The 22425-nt window shown below is 31.3% G+C and carries 19 protein-coding genes; 1 reads left to right on the top strand and 18 read right to left on the bottom strand.

The window, feature by feature from the left end; translation table 11 throughout:
* Positions 1-26 precede the first annotated feature (26 nt).
* From ftsW to ychF, 9 genes are all read right to left on the bottom strand, one after another.
* The gene (ftsW, locus tag FYJ33_RS00935; RefSeq protein ID WP_154529889.1) at positions 27-1133 is read right to left on the bottom strand and encodes a putative lipid II flippase FtsW; all 1107 of its coding nucleotides are present in this window, start codon (positions 1131-1133) and stop codon (positions 27-29) included.
* A gap of 24 nt (positions 1134-1157) precedes the next feature.
* Positions 1158-2129: a phospho-N-acetylmuramoyl-pentapeptide-transferase gene (gene mraY, locus FYJ33_RS00930; protein WP_407928851.1), complete on the bottom strand. Its 972-nt coding sequence runs from the start codon at positions 2127-2129 to the stop codon at positions 1158-1160.
* Between the two features lie 27 nt (positions 2130-2156).
* On the bottom strand, positions 2157-3512 hold the full coding sequence (locus FYJ33_RS00925) for a UDP-N-acetylmuramoyl-tripeptide--D-alanyl-D-alanine ligase (protein ID WP_154529888.1): 1356 nt from the start codon (positions 3510-3512) through the stop codon (positions 2157-2159).
* A complete protein-coding gene (locus tag FYJ33_RS00920; protein ID WP_154529887.1) occupies positions 3512-4972 on the bottom strand; it encodes a UDP-N-acetylmuramoyl-L-alanyl-D-glutamate--2,6-diaminopimelate ligase in 1461 nt (486 codons plus the stop codon). Before FYJ33_RS00920 ends, FYJ33_RS00925 begins: the two co-directional genes overlap by 1 nt.
* A gap of 93 nt (positions 4973-5065) precedes the next feature.
* On the bottom strand, positions 5066-7282 hold the full coding sequence (locus tag FYJ33_RS00915) for a stage V sporulation protein D (protein ID WP_277644346.1): 2217 nt from the start codon (positions 7280-7282) through the stop codon (positions 5066-5068).
* A 42-nt stretch (positions 7283-7324) separates the two neighbouring features.
* Positions 7325-7828 carry an FtsB/FtsL family cell division protein gene (locus FYJ33_RS00910; RefSeq protein ID WP_154529885.1) on the bottom strand — a complete coding sequence of 168 codons (504 nt, stop codon included), beginning with the start codon at positions 7826-7828 and terminating at the stop codon, positions 7325-7327.
* 21 nt (positions 7829-7849) lie between these two features.
* Positions 7850-8782: a 16S rRNA (cytosine(1402)-N(4))-methyltransferase RsmH gene (gene rsmH / locus FYJ33_RS00905; protein ID WP_154529884.1), complete on the bottom strand. Its 933-nt coding sequence runs from the start codon at positions 8780-8782 to the stop codon at positions 7850-7852.
* Positions 8783-8797: 15 nt separating this feature from the next.
* Entirely contained in the window at positions 8798-9226 is a 429-nt protein-coding gene (mraZ, locus tag FYJ33_RS00900) for a division/cell wall cluster transcriptional repressor MraZ (protein WP_154529883.1), read from the bottom strand.
* Positions 9227-9469: 243 nt separating this feature from the next.
* Complete coding sequence (ychF, locus tag FYJ33_RS00895) at positions 9470-10567, bottom strand: redox-regulated ATPase YchF (protein ID WP_154530144.1); 1098 nt, start codon at positions 10565-10567, stop codon at positions 9470-9472.
* Positions 10568-10700: 133 nt separating this feature from the next.
* On the opposite strand from ychF, the gene pdaA reads away from it, so the two are divergent.
* Positions 10701-11453: a delta-lactam-biosynthetic de-N-acetylase gene (gene pdaA, locus FYJ33_RS00890; protein ID WP_154529882.1), complete on the top strand. Its 753-nt coding sequence runs from the start codon at positions 10701-10703 to the stop codon at positions 11451-11453.
* 161 nt (positions 11454-11614) lie between these two features.
* On the opposite strand, the gene FYJ33_RS00885 is transcribed toward pdaA, so the two are convergent.
* The 9 genes from FYJ33_RS00885 to FYJ33_RS00845 all read right to left on the bottom strand — a co-directional run bounded on the left by FYJ33_RS00885 (position 11615) and on the right by FYJ33_RS00845 (position 22408).
* Complete coding sequence (locus tag FYJ33_RS00885; RefSeq protein WP_154529881.1) at positions 11615-12250, bottom strand: cyclodeaminase/cyclohydrolase family protein; 636 nt, start codon at positions 12248-12250, stop codon at positions 11615-11617.
* 11 nt (positions 12251-12261) lie between these two features.
* Positions 12262-13380, bottom strand: coding sequence for a glycosyltransferase family 4 protein (locus FYJ33_RS00880; RefSeq protein WP_154529880.1), 1119 nt, complete (start codon positions 13378-13380; stop codon positions 12262-12264).
* Positions 13381-13391: 11 nt separating this feature from the next.
* Positions 13392-14798, bottom strand: coding sequence for a flippase (locus tag FYJ33_RS00875; RefSeq protein ID WP_154529879.1), 1407 nt, complete (start codon positions 14796-14798; stop codon positions 13392-13394).
* Positions 14799-14835: 37 nt separating this feature from the next.
* The gene (locus FYJ33_RS00870) at positions 14836-16044 is read right to left on the bottom strand and encodes an O-antigen ligase family protein (RefSeq protein WP_154529878.1); all 1209 of its coding nucleotides are present in this window, start codon (positions 16042-16044) and stop codon (positions 14836-14838) included.
* Between the two features lie 18 nt (positions 16045-16062).
* On the bottom strand, positions 16063-17175 hold the full coding sequence (locus tag FYJ33_RS00865) for a glycosyltransferase family 4 protein (protein WP_154529877.1): 1113 nt from the start codon (positions 17173-17175) through the stop codon (positions 16063-16065).
* Positions 17176-17204: 29 nt separating this feature from the next.
* Positions 17205-17939 carry a WecB/TagA/CpsF family glycosyltransferase gene (locus FYJ33_RS00860; RefSeq protein WP_154529876.1) on the bottom strand — a complete coding sequence of 245 codons (735 nt, stop codon included), beginning with the start codon at positions 17937-17939 and terminating at the stop codon, positions 17205-17207.
* An 88-nt stretch (positions 17940-18027) separates the two neighbouring features.
* On the bottom strand, positions 18028-19422 hold the full coding sequence (locus tag FYJ33_RS00855) for a sugar transferase (protein WP_154529875.1): 1395 nt from the start codon (positions 19420-19422) through the stop codon (positions 18028-18030).
* Between the two features lie 88 nt (positions 19423-19510).
* The gene (locus FYJ33_RS00850) at positions 19511-20614 is read right to left on the bottom strand and encodes a tetratricopeptide repeat protein (protein ID WP_206046578.1); all 1104 of its coding nucleotides are present in this window, start codon (positions 20612-20614) and stop codon (positions 19511-19513) included.
* Positions 20615-20680: 66 nt separating this feature from the next.
* The gene (locus tag FYJ33_RS00845) at positions 20681-22408 is read right to left on the bottom strand and encodes a phospho-sugar mutase (protein ID WP_154529873.1); all 1728 of its coding nucleotides are present in this window, start codon (positions 22406-22408) and stop codon (positions 20681-20683) included.
* Positions 22409-22425 lie beyond the last annotated feature (17 nt).

The raw sequence follows: 22425 nt of genomic DNA, 5'->3' as shown, positions 1-22425 counted from the left end.
AATTTTGCAGTGCTTTCATAATACTATTATTTTGTCTGTCTAGATATATTCAGTAGTACTCCCATAGCTCCCATATTAACTATAAGCGATGTACCTCCATAACTTATAAATGGTAGCGGTACTCCTGTAACTGGCATAGATCCAGTTACAACAGCTATATTTATTATCGCCTGAATAGCAATTACCGATGTAATACCAATTGCTACCAAAGAGCCTAACGTATCTTTAGCCTTCATTGATATAAGTATACCTCTGTATATCAATACTATAAATAAAATAATCAGAATTATGCAACCAATCAATCCAAGTTCCTCACCAATTATTGAAAAGATAAAATCATTATGAGGTTCCGGCATGTATAATGTTTTCTGTCTAGACTGTCCAAGACCAAGACCAGTTATACCTCCTGCTCCTAATGCATAAAATGACTGAATTAACTGATATCCATCACCTGATGGATCTTGAAATGGATGAAGAAAAGTTAAGAACCTCTTTAATCTATATGATTCTAAAGCTATACCCAGTCCTCCAAAGATTGCGCCACATCCTAAAAGCGTGTAGAAAAACTTTTTAGGAATACCTGCTACATAAAGTATAATTAGTGTAACCATTAATATAACAGATGCAATACTTAGGTTCTTTTCCATAAGTACAAGGCCTGAGAAAAGACCTGAAATAAGCAGAAGCCTAAATATAACAAACTTTGGCTCTGAGATTTTATTTATATTCTTTTCTATTACAACAGCAAGGAAAATAACAATTGCATATTTAGCAAGCTCTGACGGCTGGAATTGCTGTCCCGCAATTCTAATCCATCTTTTAGCTCCTTTTACTTCTACACCTACAATAAGAACTAAAATCAGGCATGCAAAGGTAGCAAGCATTATCCATCCACACCATTTTCTAAAAATATGATAATCTATTTTAATTGCAAAGAACATTATTAAAGCACCTATCAGAGCACATAATGCCTGTTTCTTCAAAAACAATGTACTATCATGAGATGCCTGATTTACTAAAGCAGTATAAGAACTGGCGCTGTAAACCATAACTACACCTATAGCAACAAGTAAAAAAATTGTATAAAAAAGTATATAATCAATTTCACCTGCTTTACTTTTCTTAACTTTCATATAATATCCTCCATAATTAATTGCTTACAAAGACAAGAAACCAATTAAACACAATGCAACTGTTATAATACAGAATACAGTTACTATTTTCACCTCACTCCATCCAAGCTGTTCAAAGTGATGGTGAATTGGAGCCATCTTAAAGACTCTTTTTCCAGTAAGTTTAAATGAAGTAACCTGAATAACAACTGATAAAGTTTCTATTACATATATTGCACCTACGATGCATAGTAAAAGTTCACCTTTTAGGAACATAGCAGAAGCTGCAACAGCACCGCCAAGTGCAAGTGAACCTGTATCACCCATAAAGACTTTAGCTGGATAAGCATTGAATCTTAAGAAACCAAGTAATGCTCCTATAAGCGCCACAAGGAATACAGTGATATAAAAGTTGCCATTCTTGTAACATGCAATTGCAAGAAATGCTGATACTAATATTGTTACTGAAGTACATAATCCATCAAGACCATCTGTGAGATTAACAGCATTAGTAAATCCAAGAAAGTATATCATAATCATTGGAATGAACAGCCATTCAAGGTTCCACTCATATTTAGTAAATGGCACGATAACAGATGTACCAAAATTTTTGTATGCAAAATAAGCTAATACTATTGTTACTACAAAAAGGAGAACCATCTTCTGCCATGCTCTAAGTCCAAGATTTTTCTTATGTACGATTTTTAATATATCATCTAAAAATCCTACAAAACCATATGAGATAAACGCAAATAGAACAACCATTGCTTCTTTCTTATTCGGTGCAAAAATCAATACAGTTATAGTAGTTGCTAAAATAAAAATAATACCTCCAATGGTAGGAGTACCTGCTTTTTTTAAATGACTTCTAGGACCATCCTCTCTTATATTTTGTCCGAACTTTAACTTATGAAGTATTGGTATCACAAAAGGTGCTATTATATTCGCGATAAGACAGCTTATTACTGCTGCTAAAATTATTACTAGTGTTTTATCCATGTCATATGCCACTGCCATTTTGCAGTGAACACACCTCCCCCATTTTTATTCTTTGTTCAAAGCACTTACAATTCTTTCGAACTTCATACTTCTCGATGCCTTAACTAAAATAGCATCTCCTTTTTTAATCTTATTCTTTAAATCAACTATTAATTCCTCAACAGAATCATAAATAAAAACATTTTTTAAATTATACCCTTCTTTAATCTTGTCTGTATATTCTCCAGTAAGAAGAAGAAGATCAATATTACTTTCCTTGGCATATTTTCCAACTTCAAAGTGTGCATTTTCTGATTCATCTCCAAGTTCCTTCATAGTACCAAGTATTGCTACTTTTCTTAGAGAATTTATATTACTTTCAACTTCAAATGCAGCTTTTATAGAAGACGGACTTGAATTATAACAGTCATTGATTATTGTATAATTATCTTTTTTTATGATATCAAGTCTCATTGAGGTAGCTTCAAGATTACCCATACCTTTCTGCATTTCGCTAACTGTTACATTTAATAGATTTCCAACGCATAATGCAAGAAGTGTATTGTATACATTATGAGTACCTAAAAGTGGTATATCAAAATTGTACTTTTTATGATCTATCATAGTAGTGAATGTTGTAGAATTTTCGTTAAACTTAATGTTTTCTGCACAAAAAGCCGCATTATCAATTCCCACTTTAATAATATTAAGTCTGTCGCTTTTAATACCAATAAGTTTATCATCAGCACCGTTGACAACAAGATCTGATCCATCCTTTAAAAAATCGGTTATTTCCATCTTTGCTTTTAAGATATTATCTCTTGTCTTTAATGTTTCGATATGAGACATTCCTATGTTAGTTATTACTCCGATATCAGGTCTTGCAGCCTTAGATAGTCTATGAATTTCACCAAAAGCACTCATTCCCATTTCAATTACTGCTATATCATATGAATCATCAAGCTGGAAAATCATTAAAGGAACTCCTATTTCATTATTGAAGTTTCCTTTAGTCTTAAAGACTTTATATTTTTCACTTAAGACTGCAGCTATTAAATCTTTTGTTGAAGTCTTACCATTAGATCCTGTTATGCCTATAACTTTTATATCGAGTTTCTTTCTGTAATATTCAGCAATATCAAGCAGAGCCTGCTTGGTATCAGTAACTTTAATTATACTTGTACTGCCTATAGTCTTTTCATCATAGCATAAATCATCAACTATACATATAGAAGCTCCTTTTTTAGCAGCATCATTAACAAAAAGATTACCATTAAAATTTTCTCCATGCAAAGCAATAAATAAACTGCCTTCTTTTATCTTTCTTGTATCTGTTGAAATTTCATTAAACTCTCTGTTTCCTTCATTAACTACTTTACCATTAGCAGCTAATAATATTTCTTCAAAATTCAAATTCATCATTATACCTCATCTCTACTTAAAAGTATTTGTTCAACAACTTCTTTATCGTCAAAATGAATAGTTTCATCCTTTAATATTTGATAATTTTCATGGCCTTTTCCTGCTATGACAACAGAGTCACCTTTTTCTGCAATTGAGATAGCTTTCTTAATTGCATCGTATCTGCTTTCTATTGTTACACAGTTTTCTTTATTATCTATACCAGCCATTATGTCTTCAATAATCTTTGAAGGTTCTTCTTTTCTTGGATTATCAGATGTTACTACTACAAAATCCGATAAATCTGATGCGATTTTTCCCATCTGAGGTCTCTTTACAGTATCTCTGTTACCACCACAGCCAAATACAGTTATAAGTCTTCCTTTTGTAACCTGTTTAACTGTTGATAGTATATTTTCTAAACCGTCAGGTGTATGTGCATAATCTACTATTATTGAAAAATCTATATTATGCTTCTTTCCTACTCTCTGACATCTACCTGGAACACTTACTTCAGATAGTCCAGCTTCAATCTTTTCATAAGGAAGATTAATAAGATTGCATACTGCTATACATCCTAAAGCATTATAAACATTATAAAGACCTGGTATATCAATGCTATATTTCTTATTATTGACAACAAATTCAGATTCTATTGCCTCAAGGTTAATTTTTTCAGCTTTATAGTCTGCCTCATCTTTAGTTGAGAAAGTAATTATATTCTTATTAAGATTTTCCTTCTTAAGATCGTCCACTACTCTTCTTCCGTATTCGCTATCTATATTGACAATACAGTTCTTAGCCATTCTGAACAGCTTAAACTTTGCTTCATAATATGCCTCAAATGTTTTATGCATATCAAGATGGTCCCTTGTAAGATTAGTGAATACAGCTTCATCAAAATCTATGCCATAAACACGGTCAAGCGCAAGTGCATGTGATGAAACTTCCATAACACAATACTCTACTCCCCTGTCTACCATCTTAGCAAATAGCTCCTGCAGTTCTAATGATTCAGGAGTAGTTCTTTCTGTTTTAAATTTCTCATCATTAATATAATTTGCTATAGTGCCAATAAGACCAACTTTGTGACCAGCCTTAGTAAGAACATCCCTGATTATCATAGTTGAAGTCGTTTTTCCATTTGTACCTGTTACTCCAATCATTCTAAGTTTCTTAGAAGGATTGCCATAATACTGAGCTCCCATAACAGCAAGGGCTTTTCTTGTGTCTTCTACTTTGATGATTGTAACATCATTAGCAATACCATCTATATCATCTTCGCATATTACTGCAGATGCACCGCTTTGTACAGCACTTAAAGCATACTTATGCCCGTCAGTAGCAAAACCTTTAATACAAACAAATATATCGTTTTTTTCTATCTTTCTATTGTCATAACATATCTTATTTATCTCTGTAGAAACACTACCGTTTACTACTTCATATTTCAAGTCTTTTAATAAATCTTGAAGTAACATAAAAAAATCAACTCCTTAAATATTATGCAGATAATTTTAAAAAATTACCATAATCAAAATTCTAGCATGTGAAAAATTCACATGCTAGAATAATTAATCTCCTAAGTCATCATCCATCTCTAAAGTACAAACTACCTTTGAGCCCTTCTTTACAGTATCGCCTGCCTGTACTGAAGTTTCACCAACAAGACCATTGCCTTTGAATTCAGCAGTAAGTCCAACTGAATTGAATACTTGCTGTGCCTGTGGCTTAGTATAACCTGTAACATCAGGGACAACTACATCTTTATTATAATTAGATGAGCCTCCAAGTGCAACATCAATCTTAGTACCTTCTGAAACTGCATAACCAGGTAAAGGACTTAAATTAGTAATATAATCACCATCTCCAGTAATATTAATATCGAGATTTAAATCTTTAAGTTTCTTTTTACCCTCTTCAACTTTCATGCCTCTTACGTCCGGTATTATTATAGTTTTCTTTAGTGATGCATAATCATCATGTTTAATTTTAGTTCCTAAATAATTAAATATTTGACTGAATAATATATGACCAATTGGTGTCGCTATCTGTCCTGCATAATAAACACCTGTACTTGGCTCATCGATAGTAATAAATATAGCTATTTCAGGATCATCAATTGGTGCCATAGCAGCAAATGATGATATATACTTTTTATTTTCAAAGTATCTGCCTGTTTCAGGATTAACTTTTTCAGCAGTACCTGTTTTACCACCTATACGATATCCTTCTACTTGAGCTTGCTTTGCAGATCCTTTTGTTACAACAAGTTCAAGCGCCTGTCTTATCTGCTTAGCAGTAGATTCACTAACAACTCTTTTTGTCTTTGGTTCAAAAGTTTTATCTATAACTTTATTGCCATCTGCATCAATATGTGATATTTCTTTCATTATATGAGGCTGAGTCCAGACACCGTTATTTCCTACAGCACAAAATGCTGCCATATATTGAGTTGGATTTACTGCATCAGTCTGACCAAATGCAATAGTAGCTAAATCCACATCTGTAATCTTATCTGTCGCCTTAACTATACCTTTTGCTTCACCAGGAAGATCAATTCCTGACTTCTTTCCAAAACCAAAATCTTCAATGTACTTATTAAGTTTTTCTTTACCAATTGCCTTACCTAACTGAATGAAACCTACATTACATGAATTCTGAAGTATTTCAGGGAAAGTTTGAGTCCCATGCCCACCATGTTTCCAACAATGTATAGTAGTTCCAAGAACATTAGCAGCTCCATTACAACTGTAAGTCTCTCCTTTATTAGCAACTCCAAGTTCAACACCTGCTGAAGCAGTAATAACTTTAAATATAGATCCACATTCAAAAGCATCACTTACTAAATGATTTCGCCACATTTTTTGTACTTTATCGCTAGCAGTCTTACCGTCAAACTTATCCGCACCCTCATATGGTGTATTAGGGTTAAAGTCTGGTTTGTTAGTCATTGCAAGTATTTCACCTGTCTTCACACTCATAATCATTACACTTGCAGACTTTGCTTTATTATTATCAAGTGCTATCTGAGCTGCCTGCTCAGCAAATTCCTGCATCTTTTCATCAATAGTTAGTGTCACGTTACTTCCATCAACGGGATCTGTAAAACTTGAAACTGTATAAGGAAGTTCTGAGTTTTTATAACCATTAAGTTCAGCAATTCTAACTCCAGGCACACCTGAAAGTTCCTTGTTGTATTGAAGTTCTATACCTCCAAGACCTTTTCCATCTACATTTGTTGTACCAATAACATGTGCCAGGAAATTATTATTTGGATAATATCTTTTTGTATCAGCTGATACTATTACGCCTTTAATGTTTAAGTCCTTTACCTTATCAGCCTGTTCTTTTTCAATTCTTCTGACAAGAGTTGAACTTCCTGCTTCTCGTCCACTCGGAAGTTTATATCTTAGTTTTTTTAAAACTGTTTCTTCATCTATACCTGAAGCATCTGCAATCTGTTTTGATATTGCTTCAAATTTATGTTTATCCTTATATTTTTCATCTAGATAATTTCTAATAGCATTTAAATCGAAATCTATTCTATACACATTTGCACTTACAGCAAGTTCAACACCATTAGTATCAAGAATCTTACCTCTTTTAGCTGCTATAGAGATTTCACTTGTCCATTGTTCAACAGCTTTTGCAGAATATTCTGGTGCTTTAATAATCATTATATATGCAAGTCTTCCTATTAGTAAAAAGAAAAGCACCGCAATAAATATCATTACAATATTCATACGCTTTCGCATGATGCCCTTATCTGTAAACTTCTTATTTTTCACATTCATACCTCCACAAAAACACTTGTGAATAGCATAACAATGCTAGAAGAATAACCTTTTAATTTTAGCTAATATTCCGTCATTTTTGTTTATGCTATTTTCACTTACAATTTTAAAATTATTCTTTTCTAGATCTATACTAACAACATCATTTTGAGTTGGAGATACCATTTTTAGCTTATTTTCAGCCGCACTTCTAATATCTGATATAGAAGATGATTTTAATATATCAACCTTAAGTGCTTCATTTTCATTTTCTATAGTGGAAATAGATCTTTTTAAAGTATTAAGCTGACTCTGCGCTTTATATATTCTATTGTCGCCGTAAATTACTATCATACCAACTACAAATGTCATTATAATAATCTGTGTATATGATTTTTTTATCTCTTTTTTTCTTAGTTTTTTTCTTAGTTTCCTATCTCTCTTTGCCTTCTTAAGTCTCTCATATTCTCTTTCAGCATCCGGGTTCATATGTGTTTTTTCCGGACTTACAACAGTATTACCTCTTATATACTCTATTTCCTTCTGTAACAATTTATTCACATCCCCACTATATTATTCATATTATATTTTTTCAACTATTCTAAGCTTTGCACTTCTACTTCTCGGATTAAATTCCAATTCTTCTTCTGTTGCTTCCATAGGTTTTCTTGTAAGTATCTTAACTTTAGGCACTTTATGACATATACACACTGGAAATTCCTTTGGGCATGTACATGGATGCTCAAGTTTCTTATATGTATTTTTAACAATCCTGTCTTCTAATGAATGAAATGTTATAATATCCATTCTTCCGCCTATATTTAATTTGTCAACGCCATCAAGTATTGTCTGTTCAATTATTCTTAACTCTCCATTAACTTCAATTCTGATAGCTTGAAAAGTTCTTTTTGCAGGATGTGGTCCTTCTCTTCTCGCCTTTGCAGGAATGGCTCTCTTAATTATATCGACCAATTCGAATGTAGTTTTAATTTTTTTATCTTCTCGTGCTTTTACAATGAAGTTAGCGATACGTTTTGCCCATTTTTCTTCCCCATATTCTTTAATTACTCTATTAAGTTCTTCTTCACTATAATCATTTACTACATCGTAAGCTGAAAAAGGAGATTCTCTGTCCATTCTCATATCTAACGGTGCATCATGCATATAGCTGAAGCCTCTTTCAGGATTATCAAGCTGATAAGAAGAGACTCCTAAATCTGCAAGTATTCCATCAACCTTATCTATTTTAAGATCATCAAGTATAGATTTAATATTATGAAAATTGTTATGTACCAGTATTTTATTATCATAATTCTTAAGTCTTTCGCTGGCGGCTTTTAAAGCATCTTCATCTTGGTCTATTCCAATTAACAGTCCTTTGTTTGATAATCGCTTAATAATTTCAGATGAATGTCCTGCTCCGCCTAAAGTACAATCAACATATATGCCATCTGGTTTTATATCCAGACCATTTATACATTCGTCCAGCAATACTGAAACGTGTTTAAATTCCATAGTCATTCTCCTTTGTTAAATTCCTAAATTGCTCATTTCTTCAGCTATTGAATCATAGTCAATATTGGACTCATTATATTCATTCCACTTTTCTTTACTCCAGATTTCAATTCTGCTTGAAACTCCAATACTTACTATTTCCTTTTTTACATCTGCATATTCCTTTAAATTTTGTGGTATAAGAGCTCTTCCCTGCTTATCAATCTCTATTTCAGATGCACCTGAGAAAAAGAATCTTACAAAAGCTCGTGCATCTTTATTCGTTAAAGGAAGAGAACTTAGTTTCTGTTCTAGTTTCTTCCACTCATTCATTGTATAAACATAGAGACATCCATCAAGACCTTTTGTCATAATAAACTTTCCGTCAAGTTCTTCTCTGAATTTAGAAGGTATGCTTATTCTGTTTTTAGCATCTACAGAATGGTTATATTGACCTATAAACATTTAATCCCCTTCTCTCCACATTTATTCCAACTTCAATCCACTTTGCTCCACTCTTCTCCACTATTATTTTTATTCTATAACAAATACCAATTCCCTTCAATAATAAATTGATAATATAATGCTTTTTATAAAATTTTTTCTGTGATTGTTACATCAAAAGTAATTGCACCAAGAAAAAGCGTATAAAAAAACTGATGCAAAATAAAAATTATTTTGCATCAGTTAACATTCTAAGATTAGATTTTATACGTTGAATCTAAATTCAACAACATCTCCATCTTTCATTATATAATCTTTTCCTTCAAGTCTAAATAGCCCTTTTTCTTTAGCAGCAGCTTCTGAACCACATGATACTAAATCATCATAGCCTACAACTTCAGCTCTGATAAATCCTCTTTCTATATCACTATGTATCTTACCTGCAGCTTGTGGAGCTTTTGTTCCTTTTCTAATTGTCCATGCTCTAACTTCCTGAACACCAGCAGTAAGGAAACTAATTAATCCTAAAAGTTTATAGCTTGCTTTGATAAGTTTGTCAAGTCCTGATTCTTTAAGACCATATTCAGCAAGCATTTCCTGCTTTTCTTCATCTTCTAAAGTTGAAAGGTCTTCTTCAAGTTTTGCACACATTACGACTGTTCCTGAATTTTCAGCAGCAGCATATTCCTGAACTTTTTTAACATACTCATTTTCAAGATTTCCAGATGTAATGTCATCTTCTGACACATTACATACATAAAGCACTGGCTTTGCTGTTATCATGAATAATGATTTAACAAACTCAGCCTCTTCATCAGCAAGCTCCATTGTTCTTATTGGCTTGTTATTTTCAAGATGAGCTTTAATTTTCTCCATTACTTCATATTCAAATTTGGCTCTTTTATCTCCTGATCTTACCTGTCTTATTGTTTTATCCATTCTTCTGTCTAATACTTCAAGATCAGAGAATATAAGTTCAAGATTAATTGTTTCAATATCTCTTATCGGATCTACTGAACCATCAACATGAACAACATTAGGATCATTGAAGCATCTTACTACGTGAACAATTGATGTAACTTCTCTAATATTTGCAAGGAATTTGTTTCCTAAACCTTCTCCTTTGCTTGCTCCTTTAACTAATCCTGCTATGTCATAAAATTCTATTGCTGTATAAACTTTCTTTTTAGTATTATACATTTTTTCCAGCACATCAAGTCTTTCATCAGGCACGCTTACAACACCAACATTTGGCTCAATAGTACAGAATGGATAATTAGCTGATTCTGCTCCTGCTTTTGTTATTGCATTAAATAAAGTACTCTTACCTACGTTAGGCAAACCTACTATTCCTACATTCATTTTATGTACATTCCTTTCTCCGATTCTTATTCTCAATAAATTATACTTCAAAAGCTTTCATATTTCAACATTCCATCTATTTCATATCATATTTTTATCAAATTATGCAACAAATAATTATGAGGTGATTTTTATGAAAATAAGCAGTCTTATTTCGATATGTTTAGCATCAATTTTGACTTTTTCGAATCTTAACACGAAAGAATTAAACTGGTACTTTGTTCAGAATGGTAATACAGTTTCACCACCAAAAGAATCAGCTTCCTTCATTGACAAATATGATACATATTATATTGGTGATCCTGAAAAGAAAATAATTTATCTTACTTTTGACGAAGGTTATGAAAATGGATATACAGGCAAAATTCTGGACATTCTTAAAGACAATAATGTTCCTGCAGCTTTTTTTGTGGTAAAACCATATATTGTTTCAAATCCAGATATTATTAAAAGAATGGATGCTGAAGGACATCTTGTTTGCAATCACTCAACGCATCATCCCTCTATGGCTAAAATAACTGATATAAATAAGTTCAATGCAGAGTTTGATGATGTAAATACGGAATATAAAAATCTTACAGGCAAAGATATGCCAAAATTCTTCAGACCCCCAATGGGAAAATATTCAGAACAATCATTAAGCAATACAAAAAACAAAGGTTATAAAACAATTTTCTGGAGTTTTGCCTATAAAGATTGGATAACAAACGAACAACCTACACACGAATATGCAAAGAAAAAAATAATCGGAAAGGCTCATAATGGAGAGATAATGCTACTACATGCAGTATCAAAGACAAATACAGAAATACTTGATGAAGTCTTAAAAGAATTAAAATCTCAGGGATATGAATTTAAATCTTTAACTGAACTTCCATCTAGATAAAGTAGTGATGGAATTATATTATACCATTATTTTGATTTGACTATAAATCTTCTATGCTTAATATCTTACATCATTGTGATTTTCTCTTTTTGAATGTAATTCCTAATACTATAAAAATTAAGCTGTTGCACAATATATAATATTAATGCAACAGCTTAATTCTATTTCAGAAAATCTATTGAATTTAAAATTTCATTTTTCATTATTAAAGACTTTTCGTAATATTTATGTGTTTTTTCTTCAATAAACTTAAATTCTCCATTTTTGTTTAAAGAACGCAAGTTAACCTTGACGTTTACTATCGATGATTCAACAGCAGCATTCATCATAACTGCAGCTACTGCTACATCAGCTATAAGATTCTTATTGCCAAACTTTAAGGCAGTTTCAATTTCTTCATAAAATTCGCATGCAGTTTTCGCAAGTTCAAAAGGTATTAACATAGCCTGTTCCAGTGCCCGATCTATTGTTTGTTTTCTTATTCTGACTTCATCATCAGTATCTTTTTTCATCTTATAAGCATTTATTACGCCTAAATAGGCTTCTTTGTCTCTTTCAATATATTCAAGAAATAGTCCTGATAACTCTTTTGATTTTTCATAACTTGTTAGAACTATTTTTTTGTCATTATCACTTAGATTATTAAATGCTTTCTTATTAACAGTAAGACTATATACCATTGAATTTAATGATGATGCTAATGCTGCTGATAGAGCTGCTACCCCGCCACCTCCTGGGGCAGGTTCTTCAGATGACAATTTGTTAATAAATTCTTCTACAGATAATTTTTTCAGCATGAGTCCACCTCTTATTTTAAATCTACCATGTATTCATTAAGATGCTTTATTATACTATCCCAATCAAACTTTTGTCTGCACTTATTGTGTGTCTTTTCTGACATTTCCTTCAAATCTTTGTTCATGTAATTCTCAAAAGTTCTTGTTAATGCTTCTGTGTCACCACAGTTAACAAGTGCTCCATTGTTTTCATCAACAAGCTCACTTGCAATGCCCACATCTGTGCTAATAATAATGTCACCAAATGCAGCAGCTTCGATTAAGGCAATAGCAAAACTTTCGAAATCGCTTGTCAAGGCAAAAATCTTAGCTCTACAGTAAAGACTGTATAGTTCTTTTCTGCTCTTAATATTTCCTAACATCTCAACTTTATTTTTCATTAAAGGATTTTCTGCAAAATATTTATCTATATAATCTTTAAACTCTTCTTCAATTGGTCCAGCAAGTACAAGCTTCCAATCACTCTTTTCAATATCTTTTATATTCTTAAAAGCTTCTAAAAGCATAGGAGTATTCTTTTCTTCAGCACCAATTCTTGCAGCATGCAGTATAATATTTTCTTTTGCATCATAATCATAATGCAGTCCCATTTTACATATTGCCTTAAAATCCACACCATTAGGTATTATCTTAAACTTATCCTTAATATATGGAATTCTCTTTAATATAGGATCATATAATCTTTCCTCTTCAATAGTAATAAGATTCACTTTATCAAGCATTGATTTAAGAAATTTGTGTCCTATCTTTGACAGCCTGTCAAGTCTCTCTGGCAACTTAAAGCTGGAATCTAGCTTTAAGTATATCTTCCCATTAGGATTTGTTTTTTTATACGTAAATACATAAACAAAACTACTTAATGTAACATGAAATATCTGCAGCATATCGATCCTCTTACTGTTTATTAAAAGGTACAACGCTCCATCTAATGTATAGCTATGAAATATCTTCTTTACGAACTCCATCTTTAATCCTTTAACTTCAGTATTAAGGTAGTCATACTCACCATTTTTGAATGTAACAACAGTTGATTCATAACCATATAATTCATGTAATTTATATGGTATCATCCCCATATCCTTTACAAGATTCACATTTTCAGTTTTTAAATACTGCATAAAATATCTCATAATTAATACTCCTATTCTAAGACTTTCTTTATATCTTGTATCGTAATAACTTTAAACAAAACAATAAACACCGCATATACAGCAACAGCTGCTAATATTGTCACCACAACATTAATACTAAAATATTTAAATATCAAAATAACATAACCCATTATTATACTAGGTACTACTGCCTTTAGTAACCCTTTATACATACTAATATGCGTCACCTTTGAAGCCTCTGCTTTCATAGCAAATAAATTTATAAACTCAGTTACAAGTGTTATCATAGCAGCACATAAGTAACCATATCTAGGTGTTAATATTATATTGAGAATTAAATTAGCTATCGATGAAACTAAAACTATCCTCATATATTTTTTTTCTTTTCCCCAAGCATTAAGCCCATATGCATATAATTCTCTCACAAAAAGAATACTTACATAAAGCATTAATATAATAAATGGTTTGTATGCATCGTAATATTCGTTTTTATAAAACAATAAGATTATTTCCCGCGATAAAAGTGCACCACCCACGAACATAGGTACTGAAATAACAGCTATTATCTTAGCAACCTCATTGCATAACACATTAAGTTTTTCTTTGTCCTTATTATAATAGTATAAAGACATTGAAGGAAAGACTGCTGTAAATAATAGTCCTATTATACTTATTATAAAGCTAATAAACACATAAGCAGACTGATAAATGCCAAGTCCATGATCATTGCCACATAGTCCAAGTATAATCTTATCAGCATTATTGTTCACCATGCTAAGCATACTTGAAAAAAGAAATGGTGATCCTATTATACATAGTTTTTTAACCTCATCAAAAGTAATCTTAAATTTAAATTTTACATTAAATTTATATTTTGCGATTGCTACCTGATATAAAAATCCAAGAACACCACCGATAAATGTTGCTACTGGTATAACCATATAGTTTTTATATAGTCCTATTACAACATATATTACAACTGCAGGAAGTACGTTCTTAAATATAAGGAATATACTATTATGCTTCATTGCTTCAAACGCATTAAATAGCCAGTCTATATTAACAGCTATAGGGAAAATAGTGCATCCAAATATTATCAGCATTTTGTTAAAGTCACTGCCCCTTTTCATAAATAATGTAATAAAGCAGATTATAGCAAAAGATAATGTTGCTACCAGCAGTCTGAAGAGAACTATTTTTCCAACTGTCTCATTAACTTTATTCTTATTCTTAACAAGATATCTTGTAGCATACGTCTGTATCCCAAAAAGAGTAAATGTAGCAAAATAAAGGACTATCTGTTGGGCAAGCGTTATCTCACCAAACACTTCTACACCAAGTATTTTTGCATAGTAGCTTACGCATAAGAAAGAAACAAGCTGACTCATTACACTTGCAAGTCCCAGTGATAAGAAATTTTTAAATATTTTTTTCAAATTTTACACCTCATATTTCTTATTCTCTATACGATTATTATCTCATTCCTTCTTTATACATTATACCATCAAGCATAGCAACCATTATCCATACATATGTAGCAAGTTTTGGCACAAAGAACAGATTATCTATACAGTTCATAACAAGGAATACAATAAATGATATCAAAAATCCCTTAGCAATGCTTTTTATTATATCATCTTTGCATATATTTATTGATTTTTTTATTTTTATTAATGCACTTATTAGTATCACTGCAAAACTTACTCCTCCAAAAATACCAAGTTCACATAAAACCTTAAGATATGAATTGTGAGTAGGATAAGTTACTGCCCAATCAGCAGCAAGCTGTTTATAGTTATGCTTCAATAATGGATAATTCTCAACGAAATTACCATTTCCAATTCCCTTAATAGGATTCTTTTTAAATAAGTCAAGTGCCATGTTCCAAACACCTAACCTTGAATTATTCTGTGTTTTATCAAATATAGCTAATATTCTTACTCTTACTGATGGCACTATGAAGGCAGCTACTACTGCAGGAATTAGAATTAATATATATTTTAAGCTGTATATTGCTATTAAAGCTATTATTCCAGCAAACAAACCAAGCATTGCATTTCTTGACATTGTCATTCCTATATTAATAATTATTGCTATAAGAGTGACTACTAAAAATATCTTTTTATCTTTTTCCCTACAGTTCATTAAAAGCAGGATTATTGGAAAAATTACGATATTTAAAAACCCACCATAAGCGTTTGGATTATCAATTGTTGACTCAACTCTTATAAACTTATATCCTCCTAATGTAACGCTTGCCCCTATACCTGTAAAGAACTGCACTATGCCAAATACAAGAATAATACTAATACTCACCATAAATACTTTAATTACATTCTTATACTCTATATCCTCAAACTTTACAATAAAATAAATAAATATGTAAGATGCAAATCTAATTGTCTCCTTTATTCCTAGTTTAACATTTATGCCTCCAAATGATGTCATAAGCATTATTACACACAAGATAACCATAAAAGTTGTCAGAGGATCTGTAAAAAATGTTTTCAGATACTTTATGAAATCTTTTCTAAAAATAAAGCTCTTTACTATATATACAACAATCAGCACCCCCAAACATACCTGTGTAACAAAAGTCATATTATGTCCATTAATTACATCTGGAATCAATGGCAGTATAAATATATATAGTAGTAACAAATAATTGACCAACTTTTTCATTATTTTTTCTCCAATCTATCATTCGTTATATATACTTTCAATTGCGTCAGCAAACTTTTCAAACGAAAAATGTTCCTTAACATACTGCTCCCCTTTAATGCCAGCTTTAAGCGAATCAGGGTTTGCAATAATATATTTTATTTTGTCATAAAGCTGTTCTGATGACTGAGCTTCAACAAGATATCCATTATCGCCATCAGAAATTATATCTGGAAGAGCACCAACTCTTGTACAAAGAGCTGTTTTACCTAAATTCATAGCCTCAAGTATAACATACGGCATTCCTTCCTTCACTGAAGGTAGTACAAATAAATCTAAGCAGTTCATGATATCATAATTATCTGTTCTATATCCTAAAAACTTTATGTTATCGTAATCTTTACACTTTTCCTTCATTTCTTCTAAGTTCTTGCCTTCACCAGCAAAAATAGCATTAAACTTAAATCCTTCATCACTAAGCTTAATTAATGCATCAATTAGATATTTATGTCCTTTTGTATCATAGAAATTAGATACATTACCAAGTACAAAAGAATCATTATCTATTCCAAGTTCAGAAAGCATTTCTTTTCTTGGCTTTAATACAGCTTTATCTATATCCTTAATGGCATTAGGTATAAAGACTGTATTTTTACTATTAGATATCTTATATTTTAATGCACTATCATAATCCTTTTTAGATACAGCAATAATCTTATCTCCACATCTTGCTCCAATGAATTCACATATAATATATATTATCTTCTTTATTTTGCTCATAGGCTCATTAAATACGAAACCATGTGCAGTATAAATAATCTTAGGCACATGTGCCCTTTTAGCTGCTATTCTTGCTATAAGGCCTGCTTTAGAGCTATGGCACTGCACTATATCATACTTTTTATCATAAAATAATTTTTTAAGATATTTAAGATTTTTTCTATCTTTACCTATGCTTATCTCTCTGACCATATATGGATCTTCGATATATCCAACACCAATATCATTAGCCATTTTTTTAAGTGGTCCGTCACCACCTGCAATTATATCAATTTCATACCCTCTAGCTTTAAACTCTTTAGCTAATAGAATAACATGCTTCTGAGCTCCGCCCATTTCAGACTGCGTTATTACCTGAGCCATTTTTTTCATAATCAATCATACCTTTCTATATATAGGCTTTATTTGTATTTAAAAATCACTTTTACTATTCTTACACTAGTTAAATTTCTCATAAACATTCTTCTAGGTTCCTTACACAATCTATAAAGCCACTCAAGACCTGCTTTCTGCATAAATCTAGGAGCTCTTTTCTTGTTTCCTGCTTCAAAATCAATACTCGCTCCAATTGCTAATGATACCGGCACATTAAGTTGATCTTTATACTTGTAAATAAATTTTTCCTGTTTAGGCGAACCAAGCCCAACTGCAAGTACATCTGGCTTTGTTTCGTTTATCATTTTAATAATTTTATTAATTTCATCTTCTTTTTCTTCGAAACCAAAACTTGGAGAATAAGTTCCAGCTATTTTTAATCCATGATATTTGTTCTGAAGATTTTCTGCTGCTTTTGCTGCAACACCTTCTGCTGCTCCAAGCAAGAATACACTGTATCCTTTTTTTGCTGCCAATTCACATACTCTAGGGAACATATCTGATCCTGATACCTTTTCCTTTATCGGTGTATGCTTCATTTTAGATATCCATACTAAAGGCATTCCATCAGTTAGTCTTAAAGAAGCATTTTTATATATTTCAGCAAATTCCTTATCATCCTCAAGCCTTAAAATATGATCCACATTCGGAGTAACGACATAGCTGTTTTCTTTCTTAATAATAAGTTCATCTATAGCCTCCACAGCTTCATCCATATTTAAGTTATCAATTTCCGTATTTAAAAATTTCATTCTGCTCATTTTTACCTCCGCTATTATCAGCATAATATAAAAAAGTGGATACATTAACTATACAAACTATAGTATAACATATCCACCATATTTATTTCTATTTTTCCACTAAATCTATGGTTACCTCTGAGTACTCTTCTCTCATTAACTCATTAAAATCAATATCTTCTTTTACACCTTCTGAACTTTCCTTCATAAACATAATCTTTATTGTCTGAAGAATCAATTTTAAGTCTAAGAATATAGAATAATTTCTTACATATAATATATCATATCTGACTTTATCTTCAGGTGTAGTAGTGTATTTTCCAAGTACCTGTGCAAGTCCCGTAAGACCTGCCTTTACAATAGTTCTATATTTATAGTCAGGAATTTCTTCTTTAAACTGTTCAACAAAAAATGGTCTTTCTGGTCTTGGACCAACTACACTCATTGTGCCAAATAGTATATTGAAGAATTGAGGAAGCTCATCTATTCTTGTTGCTCTTAATATTCTTCCCACCTTAGTAATACGTGGATCACTTTCACCAGCAAGTACTGGGCCAGTAAGACCTTCAGCATTCATAACCATGGTTCTGAATTTAAGCACATTAAACTTCTTATCATTTATTGTGACTCTTTCCTGCTTATAAAATATATCCCCACCATCTGTACATTTTATTGCTATTACAACAATAAGCATAATTGGACTTGTTATTATTATTCCAATTAATGACACCAATATATCAAGAAGTCTCTTAAAGAACTTTTGTTCAATTGTAAGTCCGAGCTTTTTAACTTTAAATATTGGAATATCATCAGCTCTGCTAAGTTTTGAATTTAATAGAGCTATTTCATAAATATCTGGAATGATATATATACTTTTTCTTGTACTTAAACAGATATCAACAATTTCCTTCTTTAGGTCAAGGTTAATATCTTCGCAAAGAAAAACTACATCAACCTTTTTTAAGTAATCTTTAATATGTCTTGACTTACTGTTACATATATACTTTACATTATACAGGTCTTTTTGTTTTGTAAGTATCTTAGTTGTCAGATACTCAATAGACTTCCCCCCGACAATAAGAGAATCCTTTCTTCCATGGAACTTTCTTGTTATTTTCCATACAATAGTTCTCCATATACTTAATAAAACAAACTGCACTACAGGACTTACAAGAAGCACACTTCTTGGATAAGCAAATCCTCTTGTAAAGAAAGTTAAAAATGCAGTAGTCACAAGTAGTGCTATAACTGTCAAGAATATAGAATATATTGTTTCGCTAAAACTCCTTTTCAACAAATCATGAAGTCCAAATACATACATAAATATCAAATACGTAATTATTATCAACGGTATTATGTCTATAAATGGTCCTATGTTCCACTTAGGAGGCTTAAAATCGAACAACAATAAGAATGTGATATACACAGAAAAAACTACTATTACAGAATCTGCAAAGAAAGTCAAAAACTTAAATAGACCTGTGCCCCATTCCTTATTTTTCATATCAAACACCTCATTAATAGTTTAATAAGTACATTGTAGCCAAATTGGTTTATTTAGTCAATCAAACTACAAAATATTAATTTTTTTTTTATTTTTTACTCTGTTCCCCAAACATTTCTTTTAATGACTTAACAATATCATCATCTGGATTAATCTTTTCTGCAATTTCTAAATGTAACTTAGCATTTTCTATGTCACCCATATTATAATAACATATAATAAGGTTAGTACATACTTCAACATCTCTTGTTGATTCAAATGCTTTTCTTAGATATTTAACAGCTTCCTTATAATTTCCTATACATGCATAATTAATTCCCATCTCATTAACTGCTTCTACTATAGAACTATCAAGCCTTATGCTCTCATTTAAATAATAAATTGCTTTTTCGTATAACTCAATTTTTCTGTACGCAAGACCTATGTAGAAGTTTAATATTGCATCTTCCTTGTTCTGTTCAAGAACTTCTAAAAGATACTTTAAGGCTTCCTTTGGATCAGAGTCAAGCAGTTCTACACCTTTTGCATAATCTACATCATCTTTAAGAATGTTCATTAGAGAAACAACCTGAGGTGTTTTTTCTCCACCACGATTAATATATTCATTTAAAGCAACATATGCTTCTGAATTCTTTCTGCTCACATATAATGCTAGCGCATCATAATAATATGGAACAGGAGAATTATATATTTCTTTCTTTGCATCATCAATTATACTAAACTGTTCATCTAGGAAATTCTTATCTATTTCAATAAGCTTTTCTCCAACGCTAAGCAATTTATCATAATAATCTTCTGTAGCATCATATGAAACAAGTCCTTTTAATAGGCAGAATGGATCTAAGTATTCCTTATTTTTTATATAATCAGCAATAATAGCCTTAATATAATCTTCACAGTTAGGAATTACCTTTAATATTTTTTTATAATCATTGTTATATTTAAAATTCTTATCTACCCCTAAAGTAAGAAACATCCCTTCAATTACCCAGCTTAATGATATATCACCAATATTTAAGTTTTCTCTTACTTCAGATGATAATCTCTCTACTTTTATAGGCAGATATAGGTTATTATTTTCAAGTTTCAACTCATCATCACTTGTATTAAGCAATGATAAAAATCCTTTTAAATTGATTTCAATAAATAAAGTTTTCTCAAGCTTTTCTTTCATATAAGAATTATAATTCACCAATTTCACCTCTATGTATTTAGCAAATTGCTACCACATTTTGTGGTAGCAATTCTTTTCTTTTGTCTATAACATACTCTTTACAAGTGTCATAACTTTTTCTTTAAATTCTACTATTTTCTTCTCAGAATCTTCTAAAGAAGAACCTGCAACTGCAAGATATACCTTCATTTTTGGTTCTGTTCCTGATGGTCTTACAACAAACCATGATTGATCGTCAAAAACATATTTTAATACATTTGAAACTGGCAGGTTGATTTTCTTAGTTTCATTTGCTACTAAATCAACTTCTTTACTCATTTCATAATCATATTTTCTTACAAGTTTAGCTCCATTAATTTCTGTAATTTCATTTTGTCTCATCTTATCAAGGCATGAAGATATCTTCTCTTGTCCTTCTTTTCCTTCTAATTCTATTGATACAAGCTGTTCTTTATGGAAACCATACTTTTCATAAATATTCATAAGTCCATCATAAAGAGTCATACCCTTACTCTTATAGTATAGAGTCATTTCAGCTATAAGCATTGAAGCTATAACAGCATCTTTATCTCTTACAAATTCGCCAGCTAAATATCCATAACTCTCTTCAAATCCTAACAAGAACTTATTACTCTTAGTTTCTTCAAACTCCTTAATCTTTTCACCAATATACTTAAATCCAGTAAGTACATCTATTAATTCCACATTGTAATCCTTAGCAATATTTCTAACTGCTTCAGTTGTAACTATTGTCTTTATCACAGCTCCGTTTTCAGGAAGCTTTCCCAATTCCTTTAATGATGAAAGAACATAGTTTGTTAAAAGGATTCCTGTCTGGTTTCCTGTTAATACCTTATATTCTCCACTATTATTTTTAACTACTACACCAATTCTATCACAGTCTGGATCTGTACCAAATATTATATCAGGCTTAACTTCTTCAGCCATCTTTAGTGCTAATTTGAATACATCTGGATTCTCAGGATTTGGATAAGAAGCTGTTGGGAAATTTCCATCTGGATTTTCCTGTTCCTTTACAACATGAACATTTTCATATCCTAATTCACTAAGTACTCTCCTTACAGGTACATTTCCAGAACCATGTATTGGAGTATATATAATTTCTAAGTCCTTTGCGTTCTTTTCAACAAGTTCTTTTCTTATTGCTAAAGATTTTACATTTTCTATATAAGCCTTATCTACTTCTTCACCTATATATACAAGAAGTCCGCTCTTTACAGCATCATATTCGCTTATAGTCTTTATAGAATCGTAATCAGTTACATCATTAACCTTAGTTATTATTTCATTTGCATGCTCATCAGTAACCTGACCACCATCTTCTCCATAAACCTTATAGCCATTATACTGCTTTGGATTATGAGAAGCTGTAATAACGATTCCACCTTTGCATGATAAATGTCTTACTGTAAATGATAACATTGGTGTTGGCCTTAATGTTTCAAATAAATAAACCTTAATACCATTGGCACATAAAGTAAGTGCTGCTGCTTTTGCAAATTCATCTGACATATTTCTAGAGTCATGTGCTATTGCAACAGATACATCGTGCTTAAATCTCTCATTTAAATAATCAGCAAATCCCTGAGTAGCTTTTCCAACTGTATATATATTCATCCTATTAGTGCCAGCTCCCATAACACCTCTTAATCCGCCGGTACCAAAAGCAAGCTCTTTGTAGAATCTGTCTTCTAATTCTTTTTCATCTGTTATATTTCTAACTTCATTTTTCATTTCATCAGAAATCACATTAGAATTTATCCATCTTTCATATTGTTCTCTAAAATTCATTTGGTCCCCTCCTTCAA

This window comes from Inconstantimicrobium porci (assembly GCF_009696465.1).
GTDB classification, from domain to species: domain Bacteria; phylum Bacillota; class Clostridia; order Clostridiales; family Clostridiaceae; genus Inconstantimicrobium; species Inconstantimicrobium porci.
This window is presented reverse-complemented; position numbering and strand designations above follow the sequence as displayed.

Excerpts from the sequence above, each read along its gene's own strand:
- ftsW (WP_154529889.1), bottom strand. The coding sequence starts at position 1,133 with ATGAAAGTTAAGAAAAGTAAAGCAGGTGAAATTGATTATATACTTTTT.
- mraY (WP_407928851.1), bottom strand. The coding sequence starts at position 2,129 with ATGGCAGTGGCATATGACATGGATAAAACACTAGTAATAATTTTAGCA.
- FYJ33_RS00925 (WP_154529888.1), bottom strand. The coding sequence starts at position 3,512 with ATGATGAATTTGAATTTTGAAGAAATATTATTAGCTGCTAATGGTAAA.
- FYJ33_RS00920 (WP_154529887.1), bottom strand. The coding sequence starts at position 4,972 with ATGTTACTTCAAGATTTATTAAAAGACTTGAAATATGAAGTAGTAAAC.
- rsmH (WP_154529884.1), bottom strand. The coding sequence starts at position 8,782 with ATGGAATTTAAACACGTTTCAGTATTGCTGGACGAATGTATAAATGGT.
- mraZ (WP_154529883.1), bottom strand. The coding sequence starts at position 9,226 with ATGTTTATAGGTCAATATAACCATTCTGTAGATGCTAAAAACAGAATA.
- ychF (WP_154530144.1), bottom strand. The coding sequence starts at position 10,567 with ATGAATGTAGGAATAGTAGGTTTGCCTAACGTAGGTAAGAGTACTTTA.
- pdaA (WP_154529882.1), top strand. The coding sequence starts at position 10,701 with ATGAAAATAAGCAGTCTTATTTCGATATGTTTAGCATCAATTTTGACT.
- FYJ33_RS00885 (WP_154529881.1), bottom strand. The coding sequence starts at position 12,250 with ATGCTGAAAAAATTATCTGTAGAAGAATTTATTAACAAATTGTCATCT.
- FYJ33_RS00880 (WP_154529880.1), bottom strand. The coding sequence starts at position 13,380 with ATGAGATATTTTATGCAGTATTTAAAAACTGAAAATGTGAATCTTGTA.
- FYJ33_RS00870 (WP_154529878.1), bottom strand. The coding sequence starts at position 16,044 with ATGAAAAAGTTGGTCAATTATTTGTTACTACTATATATATTTATACTG.
- FYJ33_RS00865 (WP_154529877.1), bottom strand. The coding sequence starts at position 17,175 with ATGAAAAAAATGGCTCAGGTAATAACGCAGTCTGAAATGGGCGGAGCT.
- FYJ33_RS00860 (WP_154529876.1), bottom strand. The coding sequence starts at position 17,939 with ATGAGCAGAATGAAATTTTTAAATACGGAAATTGATAACTTAAATATG.
- FYJ33_RS00855 (WP_154529875.1), bottom strand. The coding sequence starts at position 19,422 with ATGAAAAATAAGGAATGGGGCACAGGTCTATTTAAGTTTTTGACTTTC.
- FYJ33_RS00845 (WP_154529873.1), bottom strand. The coding sequence starts at position 22,408 with ATGAATTTTAGAGAACAATATGAAAGATGGATAAATTCTAATGTGATT.